Genomic DNA, 22,548 nt, shown 5'->3' with positions numbered 1-22,548 from the left:
GGCAGCCTTCAGCTATGAAACATGTTTACCGGACACTAGTGACGCGGAGCGTGGGAACGATCACTGGGAAAACACTTTCCAATCGCCCACAAAAAAGGCCGTTTCTGTATAGAAACGGCCTTTGCCAAGTAGTTAAAGACCGGCGAAAAACACTTAAGTTCCGCCCAAAAAACAGTAACTTATAGAATTGTGCTCAAGTCGTGTTACTCGTCGGATTTCGATTGTCACAACCATGACACAGCCTCAGGATCGCGCCGTCATCCCCTTGAGGTTCCTCTATGAAGTTCTCCTCGATTCTCTTGTTGTCCCTTGGCCTGGTCAGTGGCTTCGCTTCTGCAGGCGGCACCACCGAAGCTGGTGTGGGCGGCGCATTGGGCGGGGTTCTTGGCTCGGTCGTCGGTCAATCGTTAGGCGGCAGTACAGGTTCAACCATTGGCGCAGCGTTGGGCGGCGCGGGTGGTAGCGCAGTCGGCGCAGACAAACGCAGCCGTGGCGAAGCCGCCATTGGCGGTGCGTTGGGCGCAGCAGGCGGTAACGTGGTCGGCCGCAGCATGGGCGGCACCACCGGCAGCCTGATCGGCTCCGCAGCAGGCGGCGGCGCCGGTGGCGCGCTGGGTAACTACATGGGCAACAAGAGCGATGACGACGATGATCGTCGTTCCTATCGTGGCCGTGATGATCGTCGCTACTACCGTGACGGCCATCCAGGTCGTGGCCATGCCTATGGCCATCGCAAGCATAAACATAAACATCGCTACCACGACGACTGAGGTTTTTATCGCCTCGTCTACCGGTAGATCAAAACATCGCAGCCCTCGGGCTGCGATTTTTTTTGCCCCTCAAACCGCTAGCCGCTCCAATGCCCCTCGCAATCCGGCAGGAATCGCCACCGGTTGATTCGTGGTCCGATCCACGAACACATGCACGAAGCGCCCTGCCGCGCAGGCCTCATCTTCTCCGGTCTTGAATACCGCCAATTCGTATTGCACCGAGCTATTGCCCAACTTGCCGACCCGCAGGCCGATTTCGATCCGGTCCGGGAAAGCGATAGAAGCAAAGTAGTCGCAGGCCGAACTCACCACAAAACCCACCACCTCGCCGTCATGGATATCCAGACCGCCGACTTCGATCAGGTAGGTGTTCACCGTCGTGTCGAAAAAACTGTAGTAGGTGACGTTGTTGACGTGACCGTAGGCGTCGTTGTCATGCCAGCGGGTGGTGATGGGCTGGAAGTGCGGGTAGTCGGTGCGTTGAGGCATCGGGCTGGACATCAGTGTCGGTTCCTGGAGTTGAACAGCGAGTCTAAGGCGTAAACCGCGTTATCGTTCTTCGCGAGCAAGCCCGCTCCCACACTTGATCTTGGTCGTACACAAAATCTGTGTTCAATGAAGATCCAGTGTGGGAGCGGGCTTGCTCGCGAAGGCGCCCTCACAGACGCCACATAAATCACATGCCGGCAAATCCTTTGCCCTGCGCCGCCAGCTCTCCAATCAACCGCGCCGGCGCCCAGTGATCGCCCTGCTTGGTCTCAAGCTGCAACAACCGCAGATGAATATCTTCCAACCCTTGCTGATCCGCCCAGGCCATCGGCCCCCCCTTGTCCGCCGGGAAGCCATAACCATTGAGGTAGACCAGGTCGATGTCATGCGCCGACGTTGCAATACCTTCCTGAAGAATCTTCGCCCCTTCGTTGACCAGCGCCAGCAAACAACGCTCCAGAACCTCTTCAGGGCCGATCTCGCGACGCTGGAACCCCAACCCTTCACTGACTTTCAGCACCAGCGCATCGACTTCCAGATCGTGCTCAGCCTGGCGACTGCCCGGTTCGTAGTGATAATACCCATCGCCACTCTTCTGACCGAAACGCCCGAGCTCGCACAAGCGGTTGTCCACTTGAACCTCCGGCGCATCCTGGCCCTTGCCAGCCAGCTTCCGAGCGCGCCACTCCAGGTCGATGCCGACCACGTCATACATGCGGAACGGCCCCATGGCGAAACCAAACCCTTGGAGTGCCGCATCCACCTGATAAGGCAAAGCGCCTTCCAGCAGCATCTTGCGCGCTTCGAGCACGTACGGATGCAGCATGCGGTTGCCAATGAAGCCATGGCAGTTGCCCGACACCACGCTGACCTTGCCCATGCACTTGCCCAACTCCAGCGCCGCATCAAGCACCGCCGGTTCCGTCTGGGCGCCGCGCACGATCTCCAGCAATTTCATGATGTGCGCCGGGCTGAAGAAATGCAGGCCCAGCACCTGCTGCGGACGGCGAGTGGCAGCAGCAATCGCGTCGATGTCCAGCGCCGAGGTATTGCTGGCCAGAATCGCTTCAGGTTTCATCAGGCCGTCAAGTTCGCGGAAAATTTTCTGCTTCAACTCGAGGTTTTCGTAGACCGCTTCGATGACCAGATCGACATCGCGGATCGCTGCGTAATCGGCAGCCGCCGTCACCCGTGCAATGCGCGCATCCGCCTCGGCCTGATCGATCCGTCCCTGACGCACGTTGTGGGCGTAAGTCTCAGCCACGCTGGTCAGCGCCTGTTCAAGCATCTGCGGATTGTTGTCGACCCACTGCACCGGAACGCCGGCGTTAGCCAGGCACATGACAATGCCACGACCCATGGTGCCCGCGCCGATCACGGCGGCGCGCTGAATATCGAACGGTGTCTGGCTCATGATTGTTCTCTTGTTAGCGATCCAAAGACAGTCCTCACCATAGTCAGGCGCCGGGCTTTTTTGAAATTTATTCCTGTGATGAGCGACATTCAGGGGATGGATGTGCCATTCATTGCGGGAAGCCCATTCCCACAACCGCTACCTGCTCTGGAGACCCGGAACTCAGGAAGAACCACAAAGGAGTGAACCAGACCCAAATGGGTGCTAGCCAACAACTTTAATCAGGTTAAAATTTTCTTATCTGATTTGATGATTTTAAAAAAAATCTTGGCGTGGTAAAAAAAATCTTACCCAGATAGGGGAACTGCGATGGGAAACAGAGTGGGCTACGCCCATTTAATTGATGCGCTGGATCTAAAAGCTATCGAAGTGAAACGGCCAGCGCTCATCCAGCCAGTTACTCGCCTGGAGAAAATCGGCGGTGCGCTGTCCGTTCCGCTGAGCGTTGCGCCAGCGAAAGAAGACTACCTCGCACACATCATGTTTGCGCTAAAGCATGAGGGCGTCAATCTCGCCATTCTGGCTCAGGCACTCCCCCGCATTGATGGCCAAATATTGGTCGAAGCCATAACCGAGGCTCCCAGTAGCGCCTACCTGCGTAAAATTTGCTTCCTCTGGGAATTTTTCACCGACCAGCACCTGGACTATCCCGACAACCCACGCGGCACCGCTACTTTTCTATTTGATCCGGACAATTACATCACCGGGCCATCAGTCCGAAACTCGCGCTGGCGAGTCGACTTCAATGGGCTTGGTACGCTTCGATATTGCGCAACAGTCGAACGCACAGCTGAGATTCAGACCCTGCTCGACTATGACATTCTTGGTCGATCAAAAGTCTTTATTGGTTCCCTTCCAAAAGAAATGATGGATCGGGCGATCAATTGGGCGTATCTGAGCGAAACCGAAAACTCGTTTGCAATCGAGAAGGAAGCCCCCAGTGAGCAGAAGGCGCAACGATTTGTGCAACTGCTCCGCCAGGCACATGAGCGCCAGCCGCTTACGGAAGATTATCTCGTCGCGCTGCAGAACAGTGCGATCTCCAACCCCTTTGATCGTGCAGCAGCATTCCGACACGAACAAAACCACCTGAGTAATTCATTTCGCGGTGCTGCTGGTGTGACCTACGTGCCGCCAGACCCCGAGCTCTGCCGTGAGTTGATGGAAGAGCTGATGACCTTTGCCAACAGAGCGCCAGAGCAACTCGACCCATTGGTCGCCGCAGGCATCGCGTCTTTTGGCTTCGTCTTTCTGCACCCCTTCATGGATGGCAATGGCCGTCTTTCGCGCTTCCTGATCCACCTGGCTCTGTGCCGAAGCGGTGCTCTCGAAAACGGCCTCTTGCTACCTGTTTCGGTCGCTATGAAGCGTGAAGAACAACACTATCTGGAAGCACTACAGTCTTTCTCAAAGCCAGCCCGTGAGTTTTGGGATGTTCGCTGGATCGATGCAGAAACAATGAGCTTCAACTTCATCGGCGATTCCAGTATCTATCGCTATTGGGATGCCACCGATTGCGTAGCGTTCACGATGGAAATGGCCAAACGAGCCCTCGAGGTGGAGCTGAGAGAGGAAACCGATTTTCTTCAGCGATTCGATACTCTCGTGAAGGTTGTAAACGAAAACTACGACGTTCGAGGCAATCTTTTGTCCAGGCTAGTCATGCAGTGCCTGGATCAAAACGGCATCGTGTCCAAAGGCCGTCGCAAACAATACCAAGGATCGATTCAGGAAGAGGTCTTTGATTTTCTTGAGCAACAAGCTCAGGCTCTATTGGCCGATGCTTACGGTGAGTCTCCTGAAGAAGTTTGAACGGCCTCTGTGGGAGGCCGTGTTTCAACTTGGTAGATGCGCTTGAGCCCAGTCACGCACGTCGGCATACGGATAGTCCTCCAACGCCGCAAACCCCGAAATCGACCGCGCCTTGAGTTTGGTAAACAATGGCACGCTGATCCCGCACAGAAACCGCGTAACGCGCTCCGCCGATGGAACACTCCCCGTGTGCTGCTCGTGCCTGTGGATAAAGTCACCACCCAGAGTCTCGAAATTTTTATCCACAAGCGCTGGCAATTCCGGGGGCGCTGGTAGCCGCGCCACCTGACCGTGACACACCGAGCAATGCCCACACTGTCGGGGCGCGTTTTCGTCGCCGAAGTATTCCGCCAGGCGATAACCCAGGCAGTGGTCGGTAGCGAACAGATCCAGCATGGCGTGAATCCGTGCAATCTCAGTGCGCTCGTGTTGGGTGAAGTAGGCGTGCAATTCAGCGCTCAGGGTTGGGGAATCAAAGTCCGCTTGCAGCAGGCTGTAGACCTCGGTCATCTGCTTGCTTTCGACCTCGACCCAGCCCTTTTCCTGAAAATAATCCAACGCCTTGACCACCCGACTGCGCTCGGCGGAATACTGTTCATACAGCGCATCGAAATTTACTGTGGCCCACGTTCGCGCGCGGCTGGAGGTCCGGATGATCGCCGAGACGAAGTCCTTTCGCTCACCTTCAAATCGGGCCAGCAATGCCTCAGGTTCCTGCAAATACTTGAAGCGGTATTCAGCGTAATAGGCATAACGCGGTGCGATTATTCCGCGCAGTTCCAGCTGTACCAACAAGGTCTTGAGCGGTAACTGGCGAATGTTGCTCTGATCGGCCAAAGGTCCCAGCAGAAATTCCCACTGCCCCTCGGGCACAGCGGCTTGCAACTCCTCGAGCACGCAACGAATGCCGTCCCGTTCCGGCGTGTCGCCGTAGACGAAGTTCTCCAGCACGTTGAGGCTGTCGCGGTTGGCCAGCACCAGGCAATCGGACGGCTGACCGTCACGCCCGGCGCGGCCGATTTCCTGGCTGTAGTTTTCGATGGATTTAGGCAGGTCGAAATGCACCACGTTGCGGATGTCGCTCTTGTCGATGCCCATGCCGAACGCGATGGTGGCGACGATGCAATTGGATTGCCCGCCCATGAACCGTTTCTGTATCCCTTCCCGCTGTTCATGGGGCAAACCGGCGTGATAGGCCTCGGCCTGAATGCCGTTCCGCCCCAGATGTTCGGCGATGTGCTCGGCGGTTTTCTGCAGGGTGACGTAGACGATACTCGGCTGGCCGGGACGCTGGCTCATCCACTCGACAAGGCGTCTTCGCTTGTCTTGGCCGCGTACCGGTTCCACCAACAGATTGAGGTTGGGTCGGTAGAAACCGGTGGTCACCACATCCTCGGGAGCAATGGCGAATTTGGTCTCCATGTCGGCGATCACTTTGGGTGTCGCGGTAGCGGTCAGAAGCAGGGCCTGAGGGATGTTGAACTGGCGCTGGTAGTCCGGCAACTTGAGGTAGTCGGGACGGAAGTTGTGACCCCACTCGGAGATACAGTGAGCCTCGTCTACCACCAGCAGAGAGATCGGCACTTGCTGCAAAAAATGGCGGAAGCGTTCGTTCTTCAAGCGCTCCACGGAAATCATCAGAATCTTCAATTCGCCGGACTTTGCCCGGGCCATCACATCACTGGCGTCATCACGGCTCTGGGCCGAATCGATACTGCCCGCCGCAATGCCGTGACGCTGCAAGAACGCCAACTGATCCTGCATCAACGCCAACAGGGGCGACACAACCAATGTCAGGTGCGGCAGCAATAAGGCCGGCAATTGATAGCAAAGCGACTTGCCCGAACCGGTCGGGAAAATCGCCGCCGCCGAGCGCCCGGCCAACACAGCACTGACCGCCGCCTCCTGACCGGGCCGAAACTGTGGATAACCGAAAACCTGTTCCAGGGTGTTGTGCATAAGCTGTCACTCCGTTGACCGCTGCGAAGCCCAAAGCCTAGCCGGAGAACGCAGCGAGTCGAGAAAAGGTCGGGGGTAAAAACGATACGGGATGATACCGCGGATGGCACGAGTCAACTCAGACGCTCCGAAACGTCCTACAAATTCTGGCGCGCACCATCCCGAGGCTTGATGCGTTAAGCCTGACAATCCTGTAGGAATATCGACCTCTAGGGGAATAGATTAAAAAATGGCCGGGGATGTGCGTAGGCAAAGGGCGATAGCGCCGATAAACCCCCTACAAATCCTGTCCATTTGCGCCACCTTGCGACGCCTCGCCGCGACCCTCTATAGTTTTCGACGCGGCTGAAAACACTGTGTCGGCCCGCCAGCGAGACTGCCCGACTTCCCACAGGACCGACTTCGATGAACACGCGCCACTCGTTAACCGACCGCTATCGCCCGCTCAAAACCAGCTACAGCGACACCCCGGTGTTGGTCATCGACACCGAAGCCAATCCTCACGAAATCCTCGACGCCGCCCGCCAACGCATCCGCGCCGCCAGCGACCTGCTCGAAACGCTCTATTGCCTGTGCTTCAAACAGGCCGACGTGAAAGACATTCCCAATATCGTCAATGCTCTTTACTTGCTAACCCAAGATGGCTGCGAACTGCTCGAGATCGCCCGGCAACGCTTGCCGAAAACCACAGCGGGTTGAGACCCAGACAACGATCCCCTGTAGGAGCGAGGCTGAACTGGTCCAGTAATTTTGGACATTATTTTCGGTTCTCACGCGGCCATCTTTTCTGCTGCTACGGCGAGTGGTAACCGTTGTATGCTGCCTTCCTGGAAGCCCTTTACGTCGCACGCTCAGAACGACGTACAGCGGCCGAACCCCCGAATCCGCCGGAAACACCAGAATAAAATCCTGATACTCCGGCGGATAAACCGGGCTAACGATAATGTTGTCCGCTTGCTCCGTCGGCGGAAAGATCCACACTTGAGGCGCTTGCGGCGCCGCTTCCAGCGCCGGGATACCCAACGTATCTGCCCCCCCCTCCGTCACCACTAAACCACGGCTCAATGCCGAGGCCAGCGAAGTTACCGAGTGTTGGAAAGTGTGGTTGTAGGGCTAATCTGAACCTGCCGTGCGATCATTCTTCAACCAAACTTGCCGCAAAATCCGGCCCAAGCCGATTCATCGGCATGCCCCAAATGGAAGATGCACCATGAACCTCGCCCCCAACTTCCCCGACGACCACACCATGCGCCTGCTCATACAGCTGCTGCACGAAGAACTCGGCCTGCCTGAACGCAAAACGCTCAGCCTCAACACCTCGATCAATTTCGACCTGAGCTGCGACGGCGCTGATGCGCGGCATTTGATGGAAGCGCTGGAAGAACAGTTTGGGGTCGACTTCGTGGACTACGACGCGTATCGGTACTTTCAGCCGGAAGGGTTTGATGTATTCCTCAAACGTCGAGCCAAAGGTCGTGGCGACAAAGCCCCACTGACCATCGGCATGCTTTACCAAGCGGTCAAGTTGCAACGGTGGGATACAAAGGCTCTGGAAGAGATCTAAGCGGACCACTTAAGTGGCAATATTCTGGCTGTTTTTATCGATTTTAGTTGGAATAATGGCAGTTTCAATAATCCGCCTTCCACGTATATCTGGAGCGACCGTACTGGTAGAAGAGAGTTTTGTACATGTTGGGGCAGTCCAGCAAATCACCACATAAGTGCTATTATTCTGGCAGTTAAAGCCTAAAAACGAAGGAATAATGGCATATGGCTAAAAAAACAGCACCCCTGCTGCCGGCTGCATCCAGGTTGCTCGCCGAGTTTGGCGAACGACTCAAACTCGCTCGACTACGTCGCAAGCTGACAGCCAAGCAAGTGGCTGAGAGAGCAGGCATGTCGCTGACAACGCTGCGCTCATTGGAGTCCGGCGGCTCAGGCGTGACGATCGGTGCCTATATGTCCGTGATGCAGGTTCTGGGCTTGGAAAAAGACTTGAACAAGCTCGCAGCAACGGATGAGTTGGGACGCCAACTGCAAGACGCGCAATTAACCCCAAGAGCGAACGCAGCATCCAGTAAACGCCAACGAGTGCGCAACGTGACTTCAACGAAAGCGTCGTCACCCATTCGCGACAGGGCTACGGAAGCACTGGAAAGTCCCATCTCCGAATCGGATCTTGAAGTTGATTTCCCATTGAACACCCACTCTTTTTCCAATTTGTTTACCAAGAAAAAATCTAAACCTGAGACGGATTAAAAATGACACTGATCGCGGTGTATGCCGATTGGGAAACCCTGCAAAGTCCAAGGCGTCTTGGGTTTCTTCATGTCAGAAAGGCTCGCTCCACTAACGTGTTCGAGTTTGAGTACGACACTGCTGCTTTGGCCGATCCCGAGTTGAATTTCACGACGCTGGATCCCCGTATCAGGCTCTTCGAAGGGCGACAGTTCCCTGGACAGCATCAGACCCGCTTCGGCGTTTTTGCCGACTCAAGCCCGGATCGCTGGGGTCAATTGCTGATGAAACGCCGACTGGAACGAGACATCCGCGACGGCTTGGTCCCGAAGGGTACCAAGCTCTATGAGTCGGATTTCCTGTTAGGCGTTCATGATCTCTATCGAGTCGGTGCTATTCGTTACAAGCTCAATGACGAAGGCAATTTTCTGGATGATCGAGATGGATTGGCGGCGCCTCCCTTTGTCGAATTACGCGCGTTGGAGCAGGCAAGTCGAGCGTTGGAAAACGATCCAGACAACACCTCACTCGATGGGCGCAAGTGGCTGAGAATGTTGATCGCACCCGGTGGTTCATTGGGCGGTGCCAGGCCCATGACCAGTGTTGCTGACAAGAATGGTCATCTGTGGATCGCCAAGTTTCCGAGCACTCGGGACGACTATGACGTCGGCGGATGGGAATTCGTGGTGAGTGTTCTGGCGAATCAATGCGGTCTGCGGGTGGCGAAGGGTATTGCGCAGCGCTATGCGAGCGACCATCACTGCTTCATGGTCAAACGGTTCGACCGTACCGAAACGGGTGGGCGACTACATTTCGCCTCAGCCATGACCATGACTGACCGCGTAGACAGTGACGATGCATCGGTGGGCGCCAGCTATCTAGAGCTCGCAGAAGTACTCATGGAGCATGGCTCAGAACCCGACAAAGATCTGCGCGAGTTGTGGTCGCGTATTGTGTTCAACATCCTGGTTTCCAATACCGACGACCACATGCGCAACCATGGCTTTCTTCTTGATCCCGGTCGTGGGTGGCGCCTCTCTGATGCCTACGACATGAACCCGGTGGCACACGCCGATGGATTGAAGCTCAACATTACAGATGCCGACGATGCTTTGGATCTCGAACTTGCTCGTGAAGTGGCCGGGTTCTTTCGGGTTAGCCGTATTGATGCGGAAGAAATAATTGAGAACTTCCAAGAGGTGGTGAGCCAGTGGCCAAGAGTTGCCAGCGCGGCGGGGCTGTCGAAGCGTGAACAAGACAATATGTCTACTGCATTTCGCCTGTCTACCAAGTGACCCCGTATTGCTTGTCTTTCATCGCCCACAAAAAAAAAGCCGCCCCAAAGGGCGGCTTTTTCATTCGCTAAGTTCAAGCCTTACAGCTTAGGCCCAGCAGCCTTGATCGCATCGCTCACATCGAACTTCTTGAAGTTCTCAACAAACAACCCAGCCAACGCCTTAGCCGCTTCATCATAAGCAGCCTTGTCAGCCCAGGTATTACGCGGGTTCAACAGACCAGTCTCAACGCCCGGCACAACCAACGGAACGTCCAGGTTGATAGTGTCCAGGTGCTCAGTCTCAGCACCGATCAACGCGCCGCTCTGGATCGCTGCAATCACGCCACGAGTGGTCGGGATGTTGAAGCGTTTGCCGACGCCGTAGCCACCGCCGGTCCAGCCGGTGTTGACCAGGTAGACCTTGGAGCCGAAGCCGCGGATGCGCTTGATCAGCAGTTCTGCGTATTCGCCGGCCGGACGCGGGAAGAACGGTGCGCCGAAGCAGGTGGAGAAGGTCGACTTGATGCCGCTGCCGGAACCCATTTCGGTCGAGCCCACCAGTGCGGTGTAGCCGGACAGGAAGTGGTAGGCCGCTTGTTCTTCGCTGAGGATCGAGACTGGCGGCAGGACGCCGGTCAGGTCGCAGGTCAGGAAGATCACAGCGTTTGGCTCACCACCGAGGTTTTTCTCGGAACGCTTGGCGACGTGCTCCAGCGGGTAGGCGGCGCGGCTGTTCTGGGTCAGGCTGACATCAGCGTAATCGGCGTGCTTGGCGTCATCGATAACGACGTTTTCCAGGACCGCGCCGTGCTTGATGGCTTTCCAGATGACCGGCTCGTTCTTCTCGGACAAGTCGATGCACTTGGCATAGCAACCGCCTTCGATGTTGAACACCACGCCCTCGCCCCAACCGTGTTCGTCGTCACCGATCAGGTAACGGCTTTCGTCGGCGGACAGGGTGGTTTTACCGGTGCCGGACAGACCGAAGAACAGGGTCACGTCGCCTGCTTCACCGATGTTGGCGGCGCAGTGCATTGGCAGCACGTCAGCGGCCGGCAGCAGGAAGTTCTGCACCGAGAACATGGCTTTCTTCATTTCACCGGCGTAGCGCATGCCGGCGATCAGCACTTTCTTCTGTGCGAAGTTGATGATCACGCAACCGTCGGAGTTGGTGCCATCACGCTCTGGAACGCATTCGAAGTTGGCGACGTTGAGAACTTGCCACTCTTCACGGCCAGCCGGGTTGTACTGGGCCGGGTTGATGAACAGGCAACGACCGAACAGGTTCTGCCAGGCAGTCTGGGTGGTCATCTTCACGGCCAGATAGTGCTCTTCGGCAGCACCTACATGTACGTGGGAAACGAAATGCTCTTGCGCGTTGTTGAAGGCCTCGACGCGAGCCCACAGGGCATCGAACTTGTCGGCCGGGAACTTGCGGTTGATCGGGCCCCAGGCGATGGCGTCCTGGGTGGTCGGCTCTTCAACGATGAAACGATCGACTGGCGAACGGCCGGTACGGTGACCGGTGCGAACAACCAGCGCGCCGGTATCGGCAAGCTCGCCTTCACCGCGATTCAGGGCTTCTTTAACCAGATCATCAACACTCAGATCGGTGTACACGGCGTTATTGGCTTGCGTCATGAGGTTCCCCGTCGGCCAGTGGCCGAGTGCTCCAAACGTTTTGTAGTAGAAAGTCGTGCACTACTACCGCGAAAAAAGTGGGCCGGATTATGCCAGAAAAGCCCAAAAAGTGTAGGGCCCTCCCGTCGTAACGGCGTTATTCCGGCGTTAAGCAGTGAATTTACCTGCACTGAAACGTTTTAGTGACGGGTATCTGACGGCGATTCGACCCCTGCACCTGCAAACAATTGGGTGATATCGGCCCCGTCGAACAGGTAGCGCTCGTTGCAAAACTGACAATCGACCTCGATGCGGCCGCCATGTTCGACGACCAGCTTCTGAGCATCTTCCAGACCCAAACTGACCAGCGCATTGCCCGAGCGTTCCCGCGAACAGCTGCAATGGAAACGCAGTTTCTGTATGTCGAACAGGCGCACCTGTTCTTCATGGTAGAGGCGATGGAGCACGGTTTCGTTGTCCAGACTCAGCAATTCATCGGCGGTCAGGGTGCTGGCCAGAGCGGTGATGTGCTGCCAGCTGGCGGCACGCTCTTCTTCGTCTTTCAGACGGTCGGCAGGCAATTGCTGCAGTAGCAGGCCACGGGCACGACGGCCATCGGCGTAGAGCCAGAAGCGGGTATTGGTCTGTTGGGACATGACGAAGTAGTTGGTGAAGCACTCCGACAGGGTTGCGCCGTCGAGGTCGACGATACCTTGGTAACGCTGGCCCTGAGTCGGGTCGACGGTCAGTGCCAGCACACCGTTGGGCATCAGGTCGGCGAGGGTCGCGTCGGGGGCAATCTGGTCGGCTTCGTAACGAGCCAGACCACGAATTTCACGCTCACTGGAGCACTCGATCATCAGCAACGGCACCGGGCCTTCGGAACGGGCCTGAAGAATCAGCAAGCCATCGAACTTCAAGGTGCCAACCAGCAACGCCGCCGCCGCCATCAGTTCGCCCAGCAGTTGCGCGACCGGCTCCGGATAGGCGTGTTTGGCGAGGACTTCGGCATAGCTACGCTCCAATCCAACCAGCTCGCCGCGGGTGTCGCTGTCATCGAAGATGAAGCGTTGGGTGTAGTCGTTATCCGATAGATTGGTCATAGGTCTGGGTATCTGAAAGAGTGACAAAAAAGAAAAATAGCGTCGATTCCGCATTTTTGGGCGGACAAAGTTCAGCCGTAAAGGCATTTTATGAACAATCCGGGTTTGTTCCAAGCAAGGTCAAACCTCGGTTTTCGACGAACGGCGTTTTCACTTTGCCGCTGTCGAGTACACCCATATGGCTGCACAGGAGCGCGATTACAAGTCTGCGCCCGACGGCGATCGCTACTCGTCGTTGCTGTTACCGCGAAACTTGAACAGATCCCGGCGCTGCTTCTTGCTCGGCTTGCCATCGGTGCTCACGCCCAACGCCCCGGCCTTACGCATGGCCGCAGCCGCTTCGCGTTTGGCGACGCTGGCTTCGGTTTCGGCATACAGAGCCTGAGCCTCCGGCGCGCCACGGCGCACGATCGACAGCGCCTGGACCACCACCGTGCGCTCCTCAAAGCCGGTGCGAATCTGAAACTCATCGCCGAGCCTCGGTTCCTTGCCTGGCTTGCAGCGCTCGCCCCGGCAATGCACCTTGCCACTCTCAATCGCGGCCTTGGCCAAGGCACGTGTTTTATAAAAACGCGCGGCCCACAACCATTTATCGAGACGGATCTTGTCGTCCTCTTCGCTTTTTTGTGCCATTGGATGACCTCATTCTGAAATATCGATGAACTGTACTACCGTTTCTGTCGTGCCATGAATTCCCACGCTGTGGATTAGAATGCAGGCATTCCCCCGCACATTGAGGGATGGAAATCCGGGCAGTAGATATCTGTCGCCTTTTACCCATTATTCTGCGTGAATACCGCGAATTCGGCCGCATGCGGTCTGAGCGGTTTTTACCGGTTGAGCACTTTTGAAGACATTTGATCATTTGACCGTTATCGGTCTGCGCGAGTGGGTGGCGCTCCCGGATTTGGGAGTCGCGGGCCTTCGGGCAAAAATCGACACCGGCGCCAGCACCTCCAGCCTGCACGCCACCGACATCGAGCCGTTCGAGCGCGATGGGGAACAGTGGGTGCGCTTTACCGCGCACCTGGGCACGGTAGTGCAACTGCGTCACCGGCGCTGCGAAGCTCCGCTGGTAACGAGAAAAACCATTAAAAGCTCCAATGGCCATGCGCAGATGCGCTACGTGGTCAGCACCACCTTGGCCCTTGGTGATCGGGTCTGGCGGGTCGAGTTCACTCTCGCCTGCCGCAAGTCCATGCGATATCGCCTGTTACTCGGTTCCAAAGCCCTGATCGACGGCCAGTTGGTGGTCAATCCGGGCATTAAATATGTACAAGACAAGCCGGTGTTCCCGGTATCTACCTTCTCCACAGGTGTTGCATGAAGATCGCTGTGCTGTCGCGGAACCCGCGTCTGTATTCCACCCGTCGTCTGGTCGAAGCCGGTATGGAGCGTGGCCATGAAATGGTGGTGATCGACACCTTGCGCGCCTACATGAACATTGCCAGTCACAAGCCGCAGATCCACTATCGCGGCAAGCCGCTGGAGGGTTTCGATGCGGTGATCCCGCGGATCGGCGCATCGGTAACGTTTTATGGCTGCGCGGTGCTGCGTCAGTTCGAAATGATGGGAGTGTTTCCGCTCAACGAATCGGTGGCCATCGCCCGTTCGCGAGACAAACTGCGTTCGCTGCAATTGCTGTCGCGCCGGGGGATCGGTTTGCCGGTCACCGGTTTTGCCCACTCCCCGGATGACATTCCCGACTTGATCGAGATGGTCAACGGCGCGCCGCTGGTGATCAAGGTGCTGGAAGGCACCCAGGGCATCGGTGTGGTGCTGTGTGAGACAGCGACGGCGGCGGAATCGGTGATCGAGGCCTTCATGGGCCTGAAGCAGAACATCATGGTTCAGGAATACATCAAGGAAGCCGGCGGTGCGGACATTCGTTGTTTCGTGGTCGGCGACAAGGTAATCGCGGCGATGAAACGTCAGGCCAAACCGGGGGAATTTCGCTCCAACCTGCATCGCGGTGGCAGTGCGAGCCTGATCAAGATCACGCCGGAAGAACGCATGACCGCATTGCGTGCAGCGAAGGTCATGGGGTTGGCGGTGGCGGGGGTGGATATCCTGCGCTCCAATCATGGGCCGCTGGTGATGGAAGTGAACTCATCGCCGGGGCTTGAAGGGATTGAAACCACCACCGGGAAGAATGTGGCGGGGATCATCATCGAGCATCTGGAGAAGAATGGCGGACCGAATATGACGCGGACCAAAGGGAAGGGTTGAAGCTTACTCGGCCCCTGTGGCGAGGGAGCTTGCTCCCGCTGGAGGCCGAAGGACTCCCGATTCCGGCAACCGTATTCTTTTATTGAAATACGGTTGTCGGGTTTTGCGGCTGCTGCGCAACCGAGCGGGAGCAAGCTCCCTCGCCACAGAGGTTGTGTACGACGTTTAGACAGCATCCCGCGGCAACATCAACCCAAGCGGCAACCGCACCCGCGCTTCCAGCCCACCACCGGACCGGTTGCGCAACTCGACATTCCCGCCATGCATCGAAGCGATCCGCTTCACGATCGCCAACCCCAACCCGGTCCCCTTCCCGCCCCGAGCCCGATCGCCACGGGTGAACGGGTTGAAAATCGCCTCCAGCTCTGACGGATCGATCCCCGCGCCACGGTCCATGACACTCAGAACCACATACGGCGCACTGGTATCCCCGGACACATAAGCCGCCACCTCCACCCCGCTGCCGGCGTGATGCAGAGCATTACCGATCAGGTTGTTCAGCAGCCGCTTCATCGATACCCGACGCAGCGGGAACGGCTGGATCGGCTCCAGGCGCAAATGCACTTTCTCTTCGTTCTGGTTGTACGGCGCGGCGACTTCGCGAACCAGATCGCTCAGGTCCACTTCTTCCACCGACTCGTCACGTCCGTCACGAATGAACGCCAGGAACTGGTCAAGAATCGCGTCCATGTCTTCGATGTCACGGATCATGTCGTCCGTCAGGTCACTGTGATCGCCCATCAGCTCCAGGGATAACCGCAAACGGGTCAGAGGCGTACGCAGGTCGTGGGAGACCCCGGCCAGCATCAGTTCTCGCTCGCGACCGGCCTGTTCGACGTCTTCAGCCATTTGGTTGAAGGCGCGATAAACCTCGGTCATTTCGCTCGGTGTATCGCTGATCGGCAGGCGCACGCTGCGGCCCTGACCGAGTTGCCTGGCGGCATAGACCAGTCGTTTCAGCGGTTGGTTGAGCTGACTGACGAAAATCCACGCCGAGGCGGTGGACAACAGACCAATGGCGAGGAACCAGCCGAGGACGTTCCAGATTTTCTGGCCGCGCAATGGATGAGGATACAGCGGCACTTTCAGCCAGCCCTCGCCCAGGCTCGGTGCCCGGACCCACAGCGCTGGCGGTGAGTGCATGCGTAGTCGGACTTCGGTGTCGGCCCCCAGCTCGGTTTGCATTTGTCGCTGGTAAATCTCGCTATAGGGCCAGTGTTGTTCACCTTCCGGTACGCCTGCACCCACCACTCGAATCAGGGGCACGCGATCGGCAATTATGGCGCGGTTGGCTTCATCGGCAGCCCAATAGGCCCGCAGCGTCAGGGCGACGCCATGGCTGTATTGGCGATCCACCAGCACGTCTTCGTTCATCAACAGATAAACCAGGGTCAGCGCCTTGGAGAACAGGACGACGATCAGCACCAGCCACAGGGTGCGGGAGAAGAAACTCTGGGGGAACCAAACAGGGGTTTTCATGGATAACCGCTACACACTTGCAGGAGCGAGCGATGCTCGCACATTGCGGATCACGAGTCTGCGGACAATCGTCCGCAAGACCCGCTCCTACAAATCTCCGATCATTTGGTGGCGGCGCCATCCGGAACGAACACGTAACCCACGCCCCAGACAGTCTGGATGTAGCGTGGTTTGGACGGATCGGGCTCGATCATCCGGCGCAGACGGGAAATCTGTACGTCGATGGAACGCTCCAGGGCATCCCATTCGCGGCCACGGGCCAGGTTCATCAGTTTGTCGCGGGTCAGTGGCTGACGCGCGTTCATGACCAACGCCTTGAGCACCGCAAACTCACCGGTGGTGAGCATGTGCACTTCGTCACCGCGCTTCAGCTCGCGGGTGGCCAGGGACAGTTCGTAGTCACCGAAGGTCACGCTTTCGTCTTCGCTGCCCGGTGCGCCTGGCACTGGTGCCGCCTGACGCCGCAGAACCGCTTTGACCCGAGCCATCAGCTCGTCCGGGTTGAACGGCTTGGCCAGGTAATCGTCGGCGCCCAGTTCGAGGCCCTTGATGCGGCTAAGCTCATCGCCCTTGGCGGTGAGCATGATGATCGGAATCTGATTGTTCGCCGTGCGCAGGCGGCGGCAAGCGGTCAGGCCGTCTTCGCCGGGCAGCATCAGGTCGAGGACGACCAGGTTGAACACTTCACGCGCCAGCAGGCGATCCATTTGTTCGGTGTTCGGGACGGCACGAGCACGGTAGCCCTTGCTGACGAAAAAGCGCTCCAGCAGGCTGCTCAGCCCAGGATCGTCGTCAACGATAAGAATTTTTTCGCCTTCAGCAATGTTTGCAGTGCTGCTCATTGGATGCTCCTTTGATCTCGGCGCGCATTATGGCGTAGCTGCCGTTATACGCACCGTGTGCATTGTTAGCAGATTTTTCCTTAACCGCCAGAAAACCGGGCATCGTGCCTACAACCAGCGATGCCCCCGAATGGACAGAACGCTGGTTATAATGCGCGGCCTTTTGTGTCAGGCAACGTCTGATCGTTACTGCAAGCAGCCGCTTTTTTTTCATGACGCTGGCAGTAATTGTTCGATTTCACGGGTCAACGGGAAGCCTGTTGGCTCAGGTAGCGGCGCACGCCAGGCCGCTCAACCAGACTCGCCGAGCCCTTATCTCTGCGCCTGCGAGCCTGCTTTCACAATTTGTCAGGTGGTTTTATGGACAGCATCAACAGCCGCATCGCCGAGGAACTCGGTGTACGCCCACAACAGGTCGAAGCGGCCGTCGCGCTACTCGATGAAGGCTCTACCGTTCCCTTCATCGCCCGCTACCGGAAAGAAGTGACCGGCAGCCTGGATGACATCCAGTTGCGTCATCTGGAAGAGCGTCTGCGCTACCTGCGAGAACTCGACGAACGGCGGATCAGCATCCTCGCCAGCATTCAAGAGCAGGGCAAACTGACCCCGCAACTCGAACGCGACATCAAACTCGCCGACACCAAGACCCGTCTCGAAGACTTGTACCTGCCGTACAAGCAGAAGCGCCGCACCAAGGGCCAGATCGCCCTGGAAGCCGGCCTCGGCACGCTTGCCGACGGCCTGTTCAACGACCCGACCCTGAGCCCGGAAACCGAAGCCGCGCGCTTCATCGACGCTGAAAAAGGCGTGGCCGATGTGAAAGCCGCCCTTGAAGGCGCCAAGTACATCCTCATGGAGCGCTTCGCCGAAGACGCTGGCCTGCTGGACAAGTTGCGCAACTATCTCAAGCAGGAAGCGACCCTCAGTGCCCGTGTAATCGCTGGCAAGGAAGAGGAAGGCGCCAAGTTCCGCGACTACTTCGAACACGACGAACCGCTGAAAAGCATGCCATCGCACCGCGCGCTGGCGATTTTCCGTGGGCGCAACGAAGGCATCCTCAGCTCCGCGCTGAAAGTCGGCGATGAACTGCCGGGCACCATGCACCCGTGCGAAGGCATGATCGGCCAGCAATTCGGCATCCAGAACCAGAACCGCGCCGCCGACAAATGGCTGGGCGAAGTGGTGCGCTGGACCTGGAAGGTCAAGCTCTACACCCACCTGGAAACCGACCTGCTGGGCGAATTGCGCGACGGTGCGGAAACCGAAGCGATCAACGTGTTCGCGCACAACCTGCACGACTTGCTGCTGTCGGCCCCGGCCGGCCCACGCGCCACCCTGGGCCTCGATCCAGGCCTGCGCACCGGTTGCAAGGTGGCCGTGGTCGATGCCACCGGCAAGCTGCTGGATCACGCCACGGTTTACCCGCACGTACCTCACAACAAGTGGGACCAGACCCTCGCCGTGCTCGCCGCCCTGTGCGCCAAGCATTCGGTGGACCTGATCGCCATCGGCAACGGCACCGCCAGCCGTGAAACCGACAAGCTCGCCGCTGAGCTGATCAAAAAATACCCAGCCATGAAGATGACCAAGGTCATGGTCTCCGAGGCCGGTGCATCGGTGTACTCGGCGTCGGAACTGGCCTCCAAGGAGTTCCCGGATCTGGACGTGTCGATCCGTGGCGCGGTGTCGATTGCCCGTCGCTTGCAGGATCCGCTGGCCGAGCTGGTGAAGATCGATCCGAAATCCATCGGCGTCGGCCAGTACCAGCACGACGTGTCGCAGCTGAAACTGGCACGCGGCCTGGACGCAGTGGTCGAGGATTGCGTGAACGCCGTGGGCGTCGACGTCAACACCGCTTCCGTGGCGCTGCTGGCGCGCATCTCCGGCCTCAATGCGACCCTGGCGCAGAATATCGTCAGCCACCGCGACGAGCATGGCGCGTTCAAAACCCGTGCGGCGTTGAAGAAAGTCGCGCGCCTGGGTGAAAAAACCTTCGAACAGGCTGCGGGCTTCCTGCGGGTCATGAACGGTGACAACCCATTGGATTCGTCCGCGGTTCACCCGGAAGCCTATCCGCTGGTGCAGCGCATTGCCGCTGAAACCGACCGTGACATTCGCTCGCTGATCGGCGACGCGAGCTTCCTTAAGCGCCTCGATCCGAAGAAGTACACCGACGAAACCTTCGGTCTGCCGACGGTCACCGACATTCTGCAAGAACTGGAAAAACCCGGTCGCGACCCACGTCCCGAGTTCAAGACCGCCGAGTTCCAGGAAGGCGTCGAAGACCTCAAGGACTTGCAACTGGGGATGATCCTCGAAGGTGTGGTCACCAACGTGACCAACTTCGGCGCCTTCGTCGACATCGGCGTGCATCAGGACGGTCTGGTGCACATCTCCGCGCTGTCGGAGAAGTTCATCAAGGATCCGCGCGAAGCGGTGAAGGCCGGTGATGTGGTCAAGGTGAAGGTCATGGAAGTCGATATCCCGCGCAAACGCGTTGGCCTGTCGATGCGCATGAGCGACACCCCGGGCGAGAAGATCGACGGTGCCCGTGGCGCGCGTCCGGGGTCGGCACCACGCCAATCCCAGAACACCGCACCGCGCAAGGAAACCACGGCAGCAGCCCCGGCCAACAACGCCATGGCCTCGCTGTTCGCTAACGCCAAACAGTTGAAAAAACGCTGATGGAAATCCCGGCCGGCTTGACCGAAAGCGCGTTTTTCAAGCTGCTGGGGTGTCGCTTGCACAGTCTGGAAACCGGGGTGGCGCAAGTCGCCCTGGCGCTTGAGCCAGAACTGCGCAATCGCGGCGGCAAACTGCACGGCGGGGCTTTGTTCAGTCTGGTGGATATTGCCATGGGGCTGGCCTGTTCCAGCACCCACGGCTTTGACCAGCAGAGCGCAACCATCGAGTGCAAGATCAACTACATCCGTGCCGTCGCCGACGGTGAAGTGATGTGTACGGCACGGGTGATCCACCCAGGCCGCCGCACGCTGGTGGTCGAAGCCGACGTGATGCAAGGCGACAAACTCGTCGCAAAAGCACAAGGCACGTTCGCTGTCCTGTAGCCCCCCATCATCAATTTGAGTTAATTTCGGCGCTGTGACTGCAGCGTCGGAGTTTTCTTCGCGCGCGATAGCCAGATTCAGGGAATGAAGTTGGCCTTTAAATATGAGCCTGTACGGCTAATACCAGTCAGTTAAGGTGCGCAACCTGTGGGAGCGGGCTTGCTCGCGAAGGCGGTGTGTCAGGCGACTTCAATGTTGACTGACACGCCCTCTTCGCGAGCAAGCCCGCTCCCACAGGGAATTGCGGTGATCAATCCTTAACTGGCTGGCATCTGTTCTGTGCGGCTCAAGAACCAGGCGAAAACGCCAGTTTTAACTTCACCCTTGTAGACCGTCTTGCCCACCCCCATATTGGGGCGACTGACGCGTGAAGGAATCCAACTTGAGCGAACTTCTCAACCGCCGCCTGGCTCTGCTCGGCGAGCGCGCTAACCTCCCTCTGCTCGAACAGTGCCTTCACGGCATCGAACGTGAATGCCTGCGCGTGACAGGCGAAGGGCGCCTGGCGCAAACGCCGCACCCTGAAGCATTGGGTTCCGCGCTGACCAATGAACAAATCACCACCGACTATTCCGAGTCGCTGCTGGAGTTCATCACGCCGGCCCTGCCAGATCCGGCGGACACGCTGGCGAGCCTGGACAAGATTCACCGGTTTGCCTACAGCAAGCTCGGCAATGAATACCTGTGGAGTCCATCGATGCCGTGCCCGTTGCCGGCCGAGGAAGACATCCCGATCGCTTATTACGGCACCTCTAACATCGGTCAGCTCAAGTACGTCTACCGCAAGGGCCTGGCCCTGCGTTACGGCAAGACCATGCAGTGCATCGCCGGGATCCACTACAACTTTTCCCTGCCGGAAAAGCTCTGGCCACTGCTCAAAGAGGCTGAAGGCTTTGACGGCACCGACCGCGATTATCAGTCGTCGGCCTACATCGCGCTGATCCGCAACTTCCGCCGTTACAGCTGGCTGCTGATGTACCTGTTCGGTGCTTCGCCTGCGCTGGACGCCGGTTTCCTGCGCGGTCGCTCGCATCAGCTGGAACAGCTGGACCCGGACACGTTGTACCTGCCGTACGCCACCAGCCTGCGCATGAGCGACCTGGGTTACCAGAGCAACGCCCAGGCGGGCTTGACGCCGTGCTACAACGATCTGACCAGCTACACCGACAGCCTGCGCAAAGCCGTGGCCACGCCGTATCCGCCGTACGTCGAAGTCGGTACGCATCAGGACGGTGAGTGGGTTCAGCTCAACACCAACATCCTGCAGATCGAAAACGAGTACTACTCCAACATCCGCCCGAAACGCGTGACCTACACCGGTGAGCGGCCGATCCAGGCGCTGGTGGCCCGTGGCATTCAGTACGTCGAAGTGCGCTGCCTGGACATCAACCCGTTCCTGCCGATGGGCATCGACCTCACCGAGTCGCGGTTCCTTGATGCGTTCCTGTTGTACTGCGCACTGAACGACAGCCCGCTGTTGACCAGTACCAGCTGCGGCAACGCGACGTCGAACTTCCTCAGCGTGGTCAAGGAAGGTCGTCGTCCGGGCCTGCAGTTGCAACGTGACGGGCACCCGGTAGACCTGAAGGAATGGGCCGGCGAATTGCTGGAAAAGATTGCGCCATTGGCGGCATTGCTGGATCAAAGCCATGGCGGCTTTGCCCACAGCAAGGCACTGGACGCACAACTGGCCAAGGTCAAGGACTCGTCCCTGACGCCATCGGCTAAAGTGCTGGCGGCGATGGCCGAGCACAAGGAAAGCTTCGCCCGGTTCTCCTTGCGTCAGAGCCAGGTGCACGCGGAATTTTTCCGTAGCGAGCCGCTTTCAGGCGAAGAACAGGCTAAATTTGAAGAGCGGGCGCGCTCGTCGCTGGCTCAACAAGTGGAGCTGGAACAGAACGAAGTCGGCGATTTCGATGTGTTTGTCGGGTCGTATCAGGCGAGCATTTTGGCGATTAGCAACTAGATCGCAAACCTCTGTGGCGAGGGAGTCCGCCCAGCCTGCGATGAGGCTGCGCTGTCGCGCAGAGAACATGCCGATAAATCGGCAAATAAATTTATCTTTAAAATCAATGAGATAAATTTTGTTCTATAAGAGCTTGCTCCCGCTCGGCTGCGCAGCAGCCGTAGAATCTGCGACCGTGTTCAATCAGGCACACCTTCGCTGTTTTTGGGAGTCCTTCGGCCTCCAGCGGGAGCAAGCTCTTATCAAACAAAAAATAACTCATTGTTTTTGCTCTTAAAAAATC

General features: G+C 57.9%; 21 protein-coding genes and 1 pseudogene. 11 read left to right on the top strand and 11 right to left on the bottom strand.

What is annotated here, in order from left to right; all coding sequences use genetic code 11:
* Window positions 1–278 precede the first annotated feature (278 nt).
* Window positions 279–770: a glycine zipper domain-containing protein gene (locus IC37_RS27690; RefSeq protein WP_030131069.1), complete on the top strand. Its 492-nt coding sequence runs from the start codon at window positions 279–281 to the stop codon at window positions 768–770.
* Window positions 771–839: 69 nt separating this feature from the next.
* Here the strand turns inward: IC37_RS27690 and IC37_RS27685 are convergent, their stop codons facing one another.
* Together IC37_RS27685 and IC37_RS27680 are read right to left on the bottom strand one after the other, a co-directional pair.
* Window positions 840–1,259, bottom strand: a complete 420-nt coding sequence (locus IC37_RS27685) for a thioesterase family protein (RefSeq protein ID WP_030131070.1) — start codon at window positions 1,257–1,259, stop codon at window positions 840–842.
* Window positions 1,260–1,446: 187 nt separating this feature from the next.
* Window positions 1,447–2,673 carry a 3-hydroxyacyl-CoA dehydrogenase gene (locus IC37_RS27680; RefSeq protein WP_030131071.1) on the bottom strand — a complete coding sequence of 409 codons (1,227 nt, stop codon included), beginning with the start codon at window positions 2,671–2,673 and terminating at the stop codon, window positions 1,447–1,449.
* Between the two features lie 309 nt (window positions 2,674–2,982).
* Between IC37_RS27680 and IC37_RS27675 the strand changes: the two genes are divergently transcribed.
* Window positions 2,983–4,485: a Fic family protein gene (locus tag IC37_RS27675; RefSeq protein ID WP_030131072.1), complete on the top strand. Its 1,503-nt coding sequence runs from the start codon at window positions 2,983–2,985 to the stop codon at window positions 4,483–4,485.
* A 24-nt stretch (window positions 4,486–4,509) separates the two neighbouring features.
* Here the strand turns inward: IC37_RS27675 and IC37_RS27670 are convergent, their stop codons facing one another.
* Entirely contained in the window at window positions 4,510–6,444 is a 1,935-nt protein-coding gene (locus IC37_RS27670) for an ATP-dependent DNA helicase RecQ (RefSeq protein ID WP_030131073.1), read from the bottom strand.
* Between the two features lie 405 nt (window positions 6,445–6,849).
* Between IC37_RS27670 and IC37_RS27665 the strand changes: the two genes are divergently transcribed.
* Window positions 6,850–7,143: a hypothetical protein gene (locus IC37_RS27665; protein ID WP_030131074.1), complete on the top strand. Its 294-nt coding sequence runs from the start codon at window positions 6,850–6,852 to the stop codon at window positions 7,141–7,143.
* Window positions 7,144–7,290: 147 nt separating this feature from the next.
* Here IC37_RS27665 and IC37_RS27660 read toward each other — a convergent pair.
* Window positions 7,291–7,476: pseudogene (locus IC37_RS27660) on the bottom strand (S-type pyocin domain-containing protein); the annotation flags it as partial.
* Between the two features lie 178 nt (window positions 7,477–7,654).
* Between IC37_RS27660 and IC37_RS27655 the strand changes: the two are divergent.
* From IC37_RS27655 to IC37_RS27645, 3 genes are all read left to right on the top strand, one after another.
* Window positions 7,655–8,008: a DUF1493 family protein gene (locus IC37_RS27655; protein WP_030131075.1), complete on the top strand. Its 354-nt coding sequence runs from the start codon at window positions 7,655–7,657 to the stop codon at window positions 8,006–8,008.
* 206 nt (window positions 8,009–8,214) lie between these two features.
* The gene (locus IC37_RS27650) at window positions 8,215–8,703 is read left to right on the top strand and encodes a helix-turn-helix domain-containing protein (RefSeq protein ID WP_030131076.1); all 489 of its coding nucleotides are present in this window, start codon (window positions 8,215–8,217) and stop codon (window positions 8,701–8,703) included.
* A 2-nt stretch (window positions 8,704–8,705) separates the two neighbouring features.
* Window positions 8,706–9,977, top strand: a complete 1,272-nt coding sequence (locus IC37_RS27645) for a type II toxin-antitoxin system HipA family toxin (protein WP_030131077.1) — start codon at window positions 8,706–8,708, stop codon at window positions 9,975–9,977.
* Between the two features lie 80 nt (window positions 9,978–10,057).
* On the opposite strand, the gene IC37_RS27640 is transcribed toward IC37_RS27645, so the two are convergent.
* The 3 genes from IC37_RS27640 to IC37_RS27625 all read right to left on the bottom strand — a co-directional run bounded on the left by IC37_RS27640 (window position 10,058) and on the right by IC37_RS27625 (window position 13,314).
* Window positions 10,058–11,599: a phosphoenolpyruvate carboxykinase gene (locus IC37_RS27640; RefSeq protein WP_030131078.1), complete on the bottom strand. Its 1,542-nt coding sequence runs from the start codon at window positions 11,597–11,599 to the stop codon at window positions 10,058–10,060.
* 179 nt (window positions 11,600–11,778) lie between these two features.
* A complete protein-coding gene (gene hslO / locus IC37_RS27630; RefSeq protein ID WP_030131079.1) occupies window positions 11,779–12,681 on the bottom strand; it encodes an Hsp33 family molecular chaperone HslO in 903 nt (300 codons plus the stop codon).
* Window positions 12,682–12,906: 225 nt separating this feature from the next.
* Complete coding sequence (locus IC37_RS27625) at window positions 12,907–13,314, bottom strand: RNA-binding S4 domain-containing protein (RefSeq protein ID WP_030131080.1); 408 nt, start codon at window positions 13,312–13,314, stop codon at window positions 12,907–12,909.
* A 232-nt stretch (window positions 13,315–13,546) separates the two neighbouring features.
* Between IC37_RS27625 and IC37_RS27620 the strand changes: the two genes are divergently transcribed.
* A complete protein-coding gene (locus tag IC37_RS27620; protein ID WP_173667533.1) occupies window positions 13,547–14,008 on the top strand; it encodes an ATP-dependent zinc protease in 462 nt (153 codons plus the stop codon).
* On the top strand, window positions 14,005–14,910 hold the full coding sequence (gene rimK / locus IC37_RS27615; protein ID WP_008005189.1) for a 30S ribosomal protein S6--L-glutamate ligase: 906 nt from the start codon (window positions 14,005–14,007) through the stop codon (window positions 14,908–14,910). Before IC37_RS27620 ends, rimK begins: the two co-directional genes overlap by 4 nt.
* A 165-nt stretch (window positions 14,911–15,075) precedes the next feature.
* Here the strand turns inward: rimK and IC37_RS27610 are convergent, their stop codons facing one another.
* The 3 genes from IC37_RS27610 to IC37_RS29900 form a co-directional block, all read right to left on the bottom strand.
* A complete protein-coding gene (locus tag IC37_RS27610) occupies window positions 15,076–16,389 on the bottom strand; it encodes an ATP-binding protein (protein WP_030131081.1) in 1,314 nt (437 codons plus the stop codon).
* A 101-nt stretch (window positions 16,390–16,490) separates the two neighbouring features.
* Entirely contained in the window at window positions 16,491–17,231 is a 741-nt protein-coding gene (gene ompR, locus IC37_RS27605) for a two-component system response regulator OmpR (protein ID WP_007903084.1), read from the bottom strand.
* Complete coding sequence (locus tag IC37_RS29900; protein ID WP_143519261.1) at window positions 17,206–17,445, bottom strand: hypothetical protein; 240 nt, start codon at window positions 17,443–17,445, stop codon at window positions 17,206–17,208. The genes ompR and IC37_RS29900 overlap by 26 nt, the downstream gene beginning before the upstream one ends.
* Before the next feature lie 146 nt (window positions 17,446–17,591).
* Between IC37_RS29900 and IC37_RS27600 the strand changes: the two genes are divergently transcribed.
* The 3 genes from IC37_RS27600 to gshA all read left to right on the top strand — a co-directional run bounded on the left by IC37_RS27600 (window position 17,592) and on the right by gshA (window position 22,265).
* Window positions 17,592–19,916: a Tex family protein gene (locus IC37_RS27600; RefSeq protein ID WP_030131082.1), complete on the top strand. Its 2,325-nt coding sequence runs from the start codon at window positions 17,592–17,594 to the stop codon at window positions 19,914–19,916.
* Window positions 19,916–20,299, top strand: coding sequence for a PaaI family thioesterase (locus IC37_RS27595; RefSeq protein ID WP_008076564.1), 384 nt, complete (start codon window positions 19,916–19,918; stop codon window positions 20,297–20,299). Before IC37_RS27600 ends, IC37_RS27595 begins: the two co-directional genes overlap by 1 nt.
* 382 nt (window positions 20,300–20,681) lie before the next feature.
* A complete protein-coding gene (gene gshA, locus IC37_RS27590) occupies window positions 20,682–22,265 on the top strand; it encodes a glutamate--cysteine ligase (protein WP_030131084.1) in 1,584 nt (527 codons plus the stop codon).
* Between the two features lie 103 nt (window positions 22,266–22,368).
* Here gshA and IC37_RS30265 read toward each other — a convergent pair.
* Window positions 22,369–22,548, bottom strand: a 180-nt coding sequence (locus IC37_RS30265; protein WP_218244355.1) for a hypothetical protein, incomplete at its 5' end; no start/stop codon positions are given.

This window comes from Pseudomonas sp. QTF5, assembly GCF_000512695.2.
Taxonomy (GTDB): Bacteria; Pseudomonadota; Gammaproteobacteria; order Pseudomonadales; family Pseudomonadaceae; genus Aquipseudomonas.
Note: the sequence above shows the minus strand (reverse complement) of the source record. Positions and strands in the feature narration are given on the sequence as shown.

Excerpts from the sequence above, each read along its gene's own strand:
- IC37_RS27690 (WP_030131069.1), top strand. The coding sequence starts at position 279 with ATGAAGTTCTCCTCGATTCTCTTGTTGTCCCTTGGCCTGGTCAGTGGC.
- IC37_RS27685 (WP_030131070.1), bottom strand. The coding sequence starts at position 1,259 with ATGCCTCAACGCACCGACTACCCGCACTTCCAGCCCATCACCACCCGC.
- IC37_RS27680 (WP_030131071.1), bottom strand. The coding sequence starts at position 2,673 with ATGAGCCAGACACCGTTCGATATTCAGCGCGCCGCCGTGATCGGCGCG.
- IC37_RS27675 (WP_030131072.1), top strand. The coding sequence starts at position 2,983 with ATGGGAAACAGAGTGGGCTACGCCCATTTAATTGATGCGCTGGATCTA.
- IC37_RS27670 (WP_030131073.1), bottom strand. The coding sequence starts at position 6,444 with ATGCACAACACCCTGGAACAGGTTTTCGGTTATCCACAGTTTCGGCCC.
- IC37_RS27665 (WP_030131074.1), top strand. The coding sequence starts at position 6,850 with ATGAACACGCGCCACTCGTTAACCGACCGCTATCGCCCGCTCAAAACC.
- IC37_RS27655 (WP_030131075.1), top strand. The coding sequence starts at position 7,655 with ATGAACCTCGCCCCCAACTTCCCCGACGACCACACCATGCGCCTGCTC.
- IC37_RS27650 (WP_030131076.1), top strand. The coding sequence starts at position 8,215 with ATGGCTAAAAAAACAGCACCCCTGCTGCCGGCTGCATCCAGGTTGCTC.
- IC37_RS27645 (WP_030131077.1), top strand. The coding sequence starts at position 8,706 with ATGACACTGATCGCGGTGTATGCCGATTGGGAAACCCTGCAAAGTCCA.
- IC37_RS27640 (WP_030131078.1), bottom strand. The coding sequence starts at position 11,599 with ATGACGCAAGCCAATAACGCCGTGTACACCGATCTGAGTGTTGATGAT.
- hslO (WP_030131079.1), bottom strand. The coding sequence starts at position 12,681 with ATGACCAATCTATCGGATAACGACTACACCCAACGCTTCATCTTCGAT.
- IC37_RS27625 (WP_030131080.1), bottom strand. The coding sequence starts at position 13,314 with ATGGCACAAAAAAGCGAAGAGGACGACAAGATCCGTCTCGATAAATGG.
- rimK (WP_008005189.1), top strand. The coding sequence starts at position 14,005 with ATGAAGATCGCTGTGCTGTCGCGGAACCCGCGTCTGTATTCCACCCGT.
- IC37_RS27610 (WP_030131081.1), bottom strand. The coding sequence starts at position 16,389 with ATGAAAACCCCTGTTTGGTTCCCCCAGAGTTTCTTCTCCCGCACCCTG.
- ompR (WP_007903084.1), bottom strand. The coding sequence starts at position 17,231 with ATGAGCAGCACTGCAAACATTGCTGAAGGCGAAAAAATTCTTATCGTT.
- IC37_RS29900 (WP_143519261.1), bottom strand. The coding sequence starts at position 17,445 with ATGAAAAAAAAGCGGCTGCTTGCAGTAACGATCAGACGTTGCCTGACA.
- IC37_RS27600 (WP_030131082.1), top strand. The coding sequence starts at position 17,592 with ATGGACAGCATCAACAGCCGCATCGCCGAGGAACTCGGTGTACGCCCA.
- IC37_RS27595 (WP_008076564.1), top strand. The coding sequence starts at position 19,916 with ATGGAAATCCCGGCCGGCTTGACCGAAAGCGCGTTTTTCAAGCTGCTG.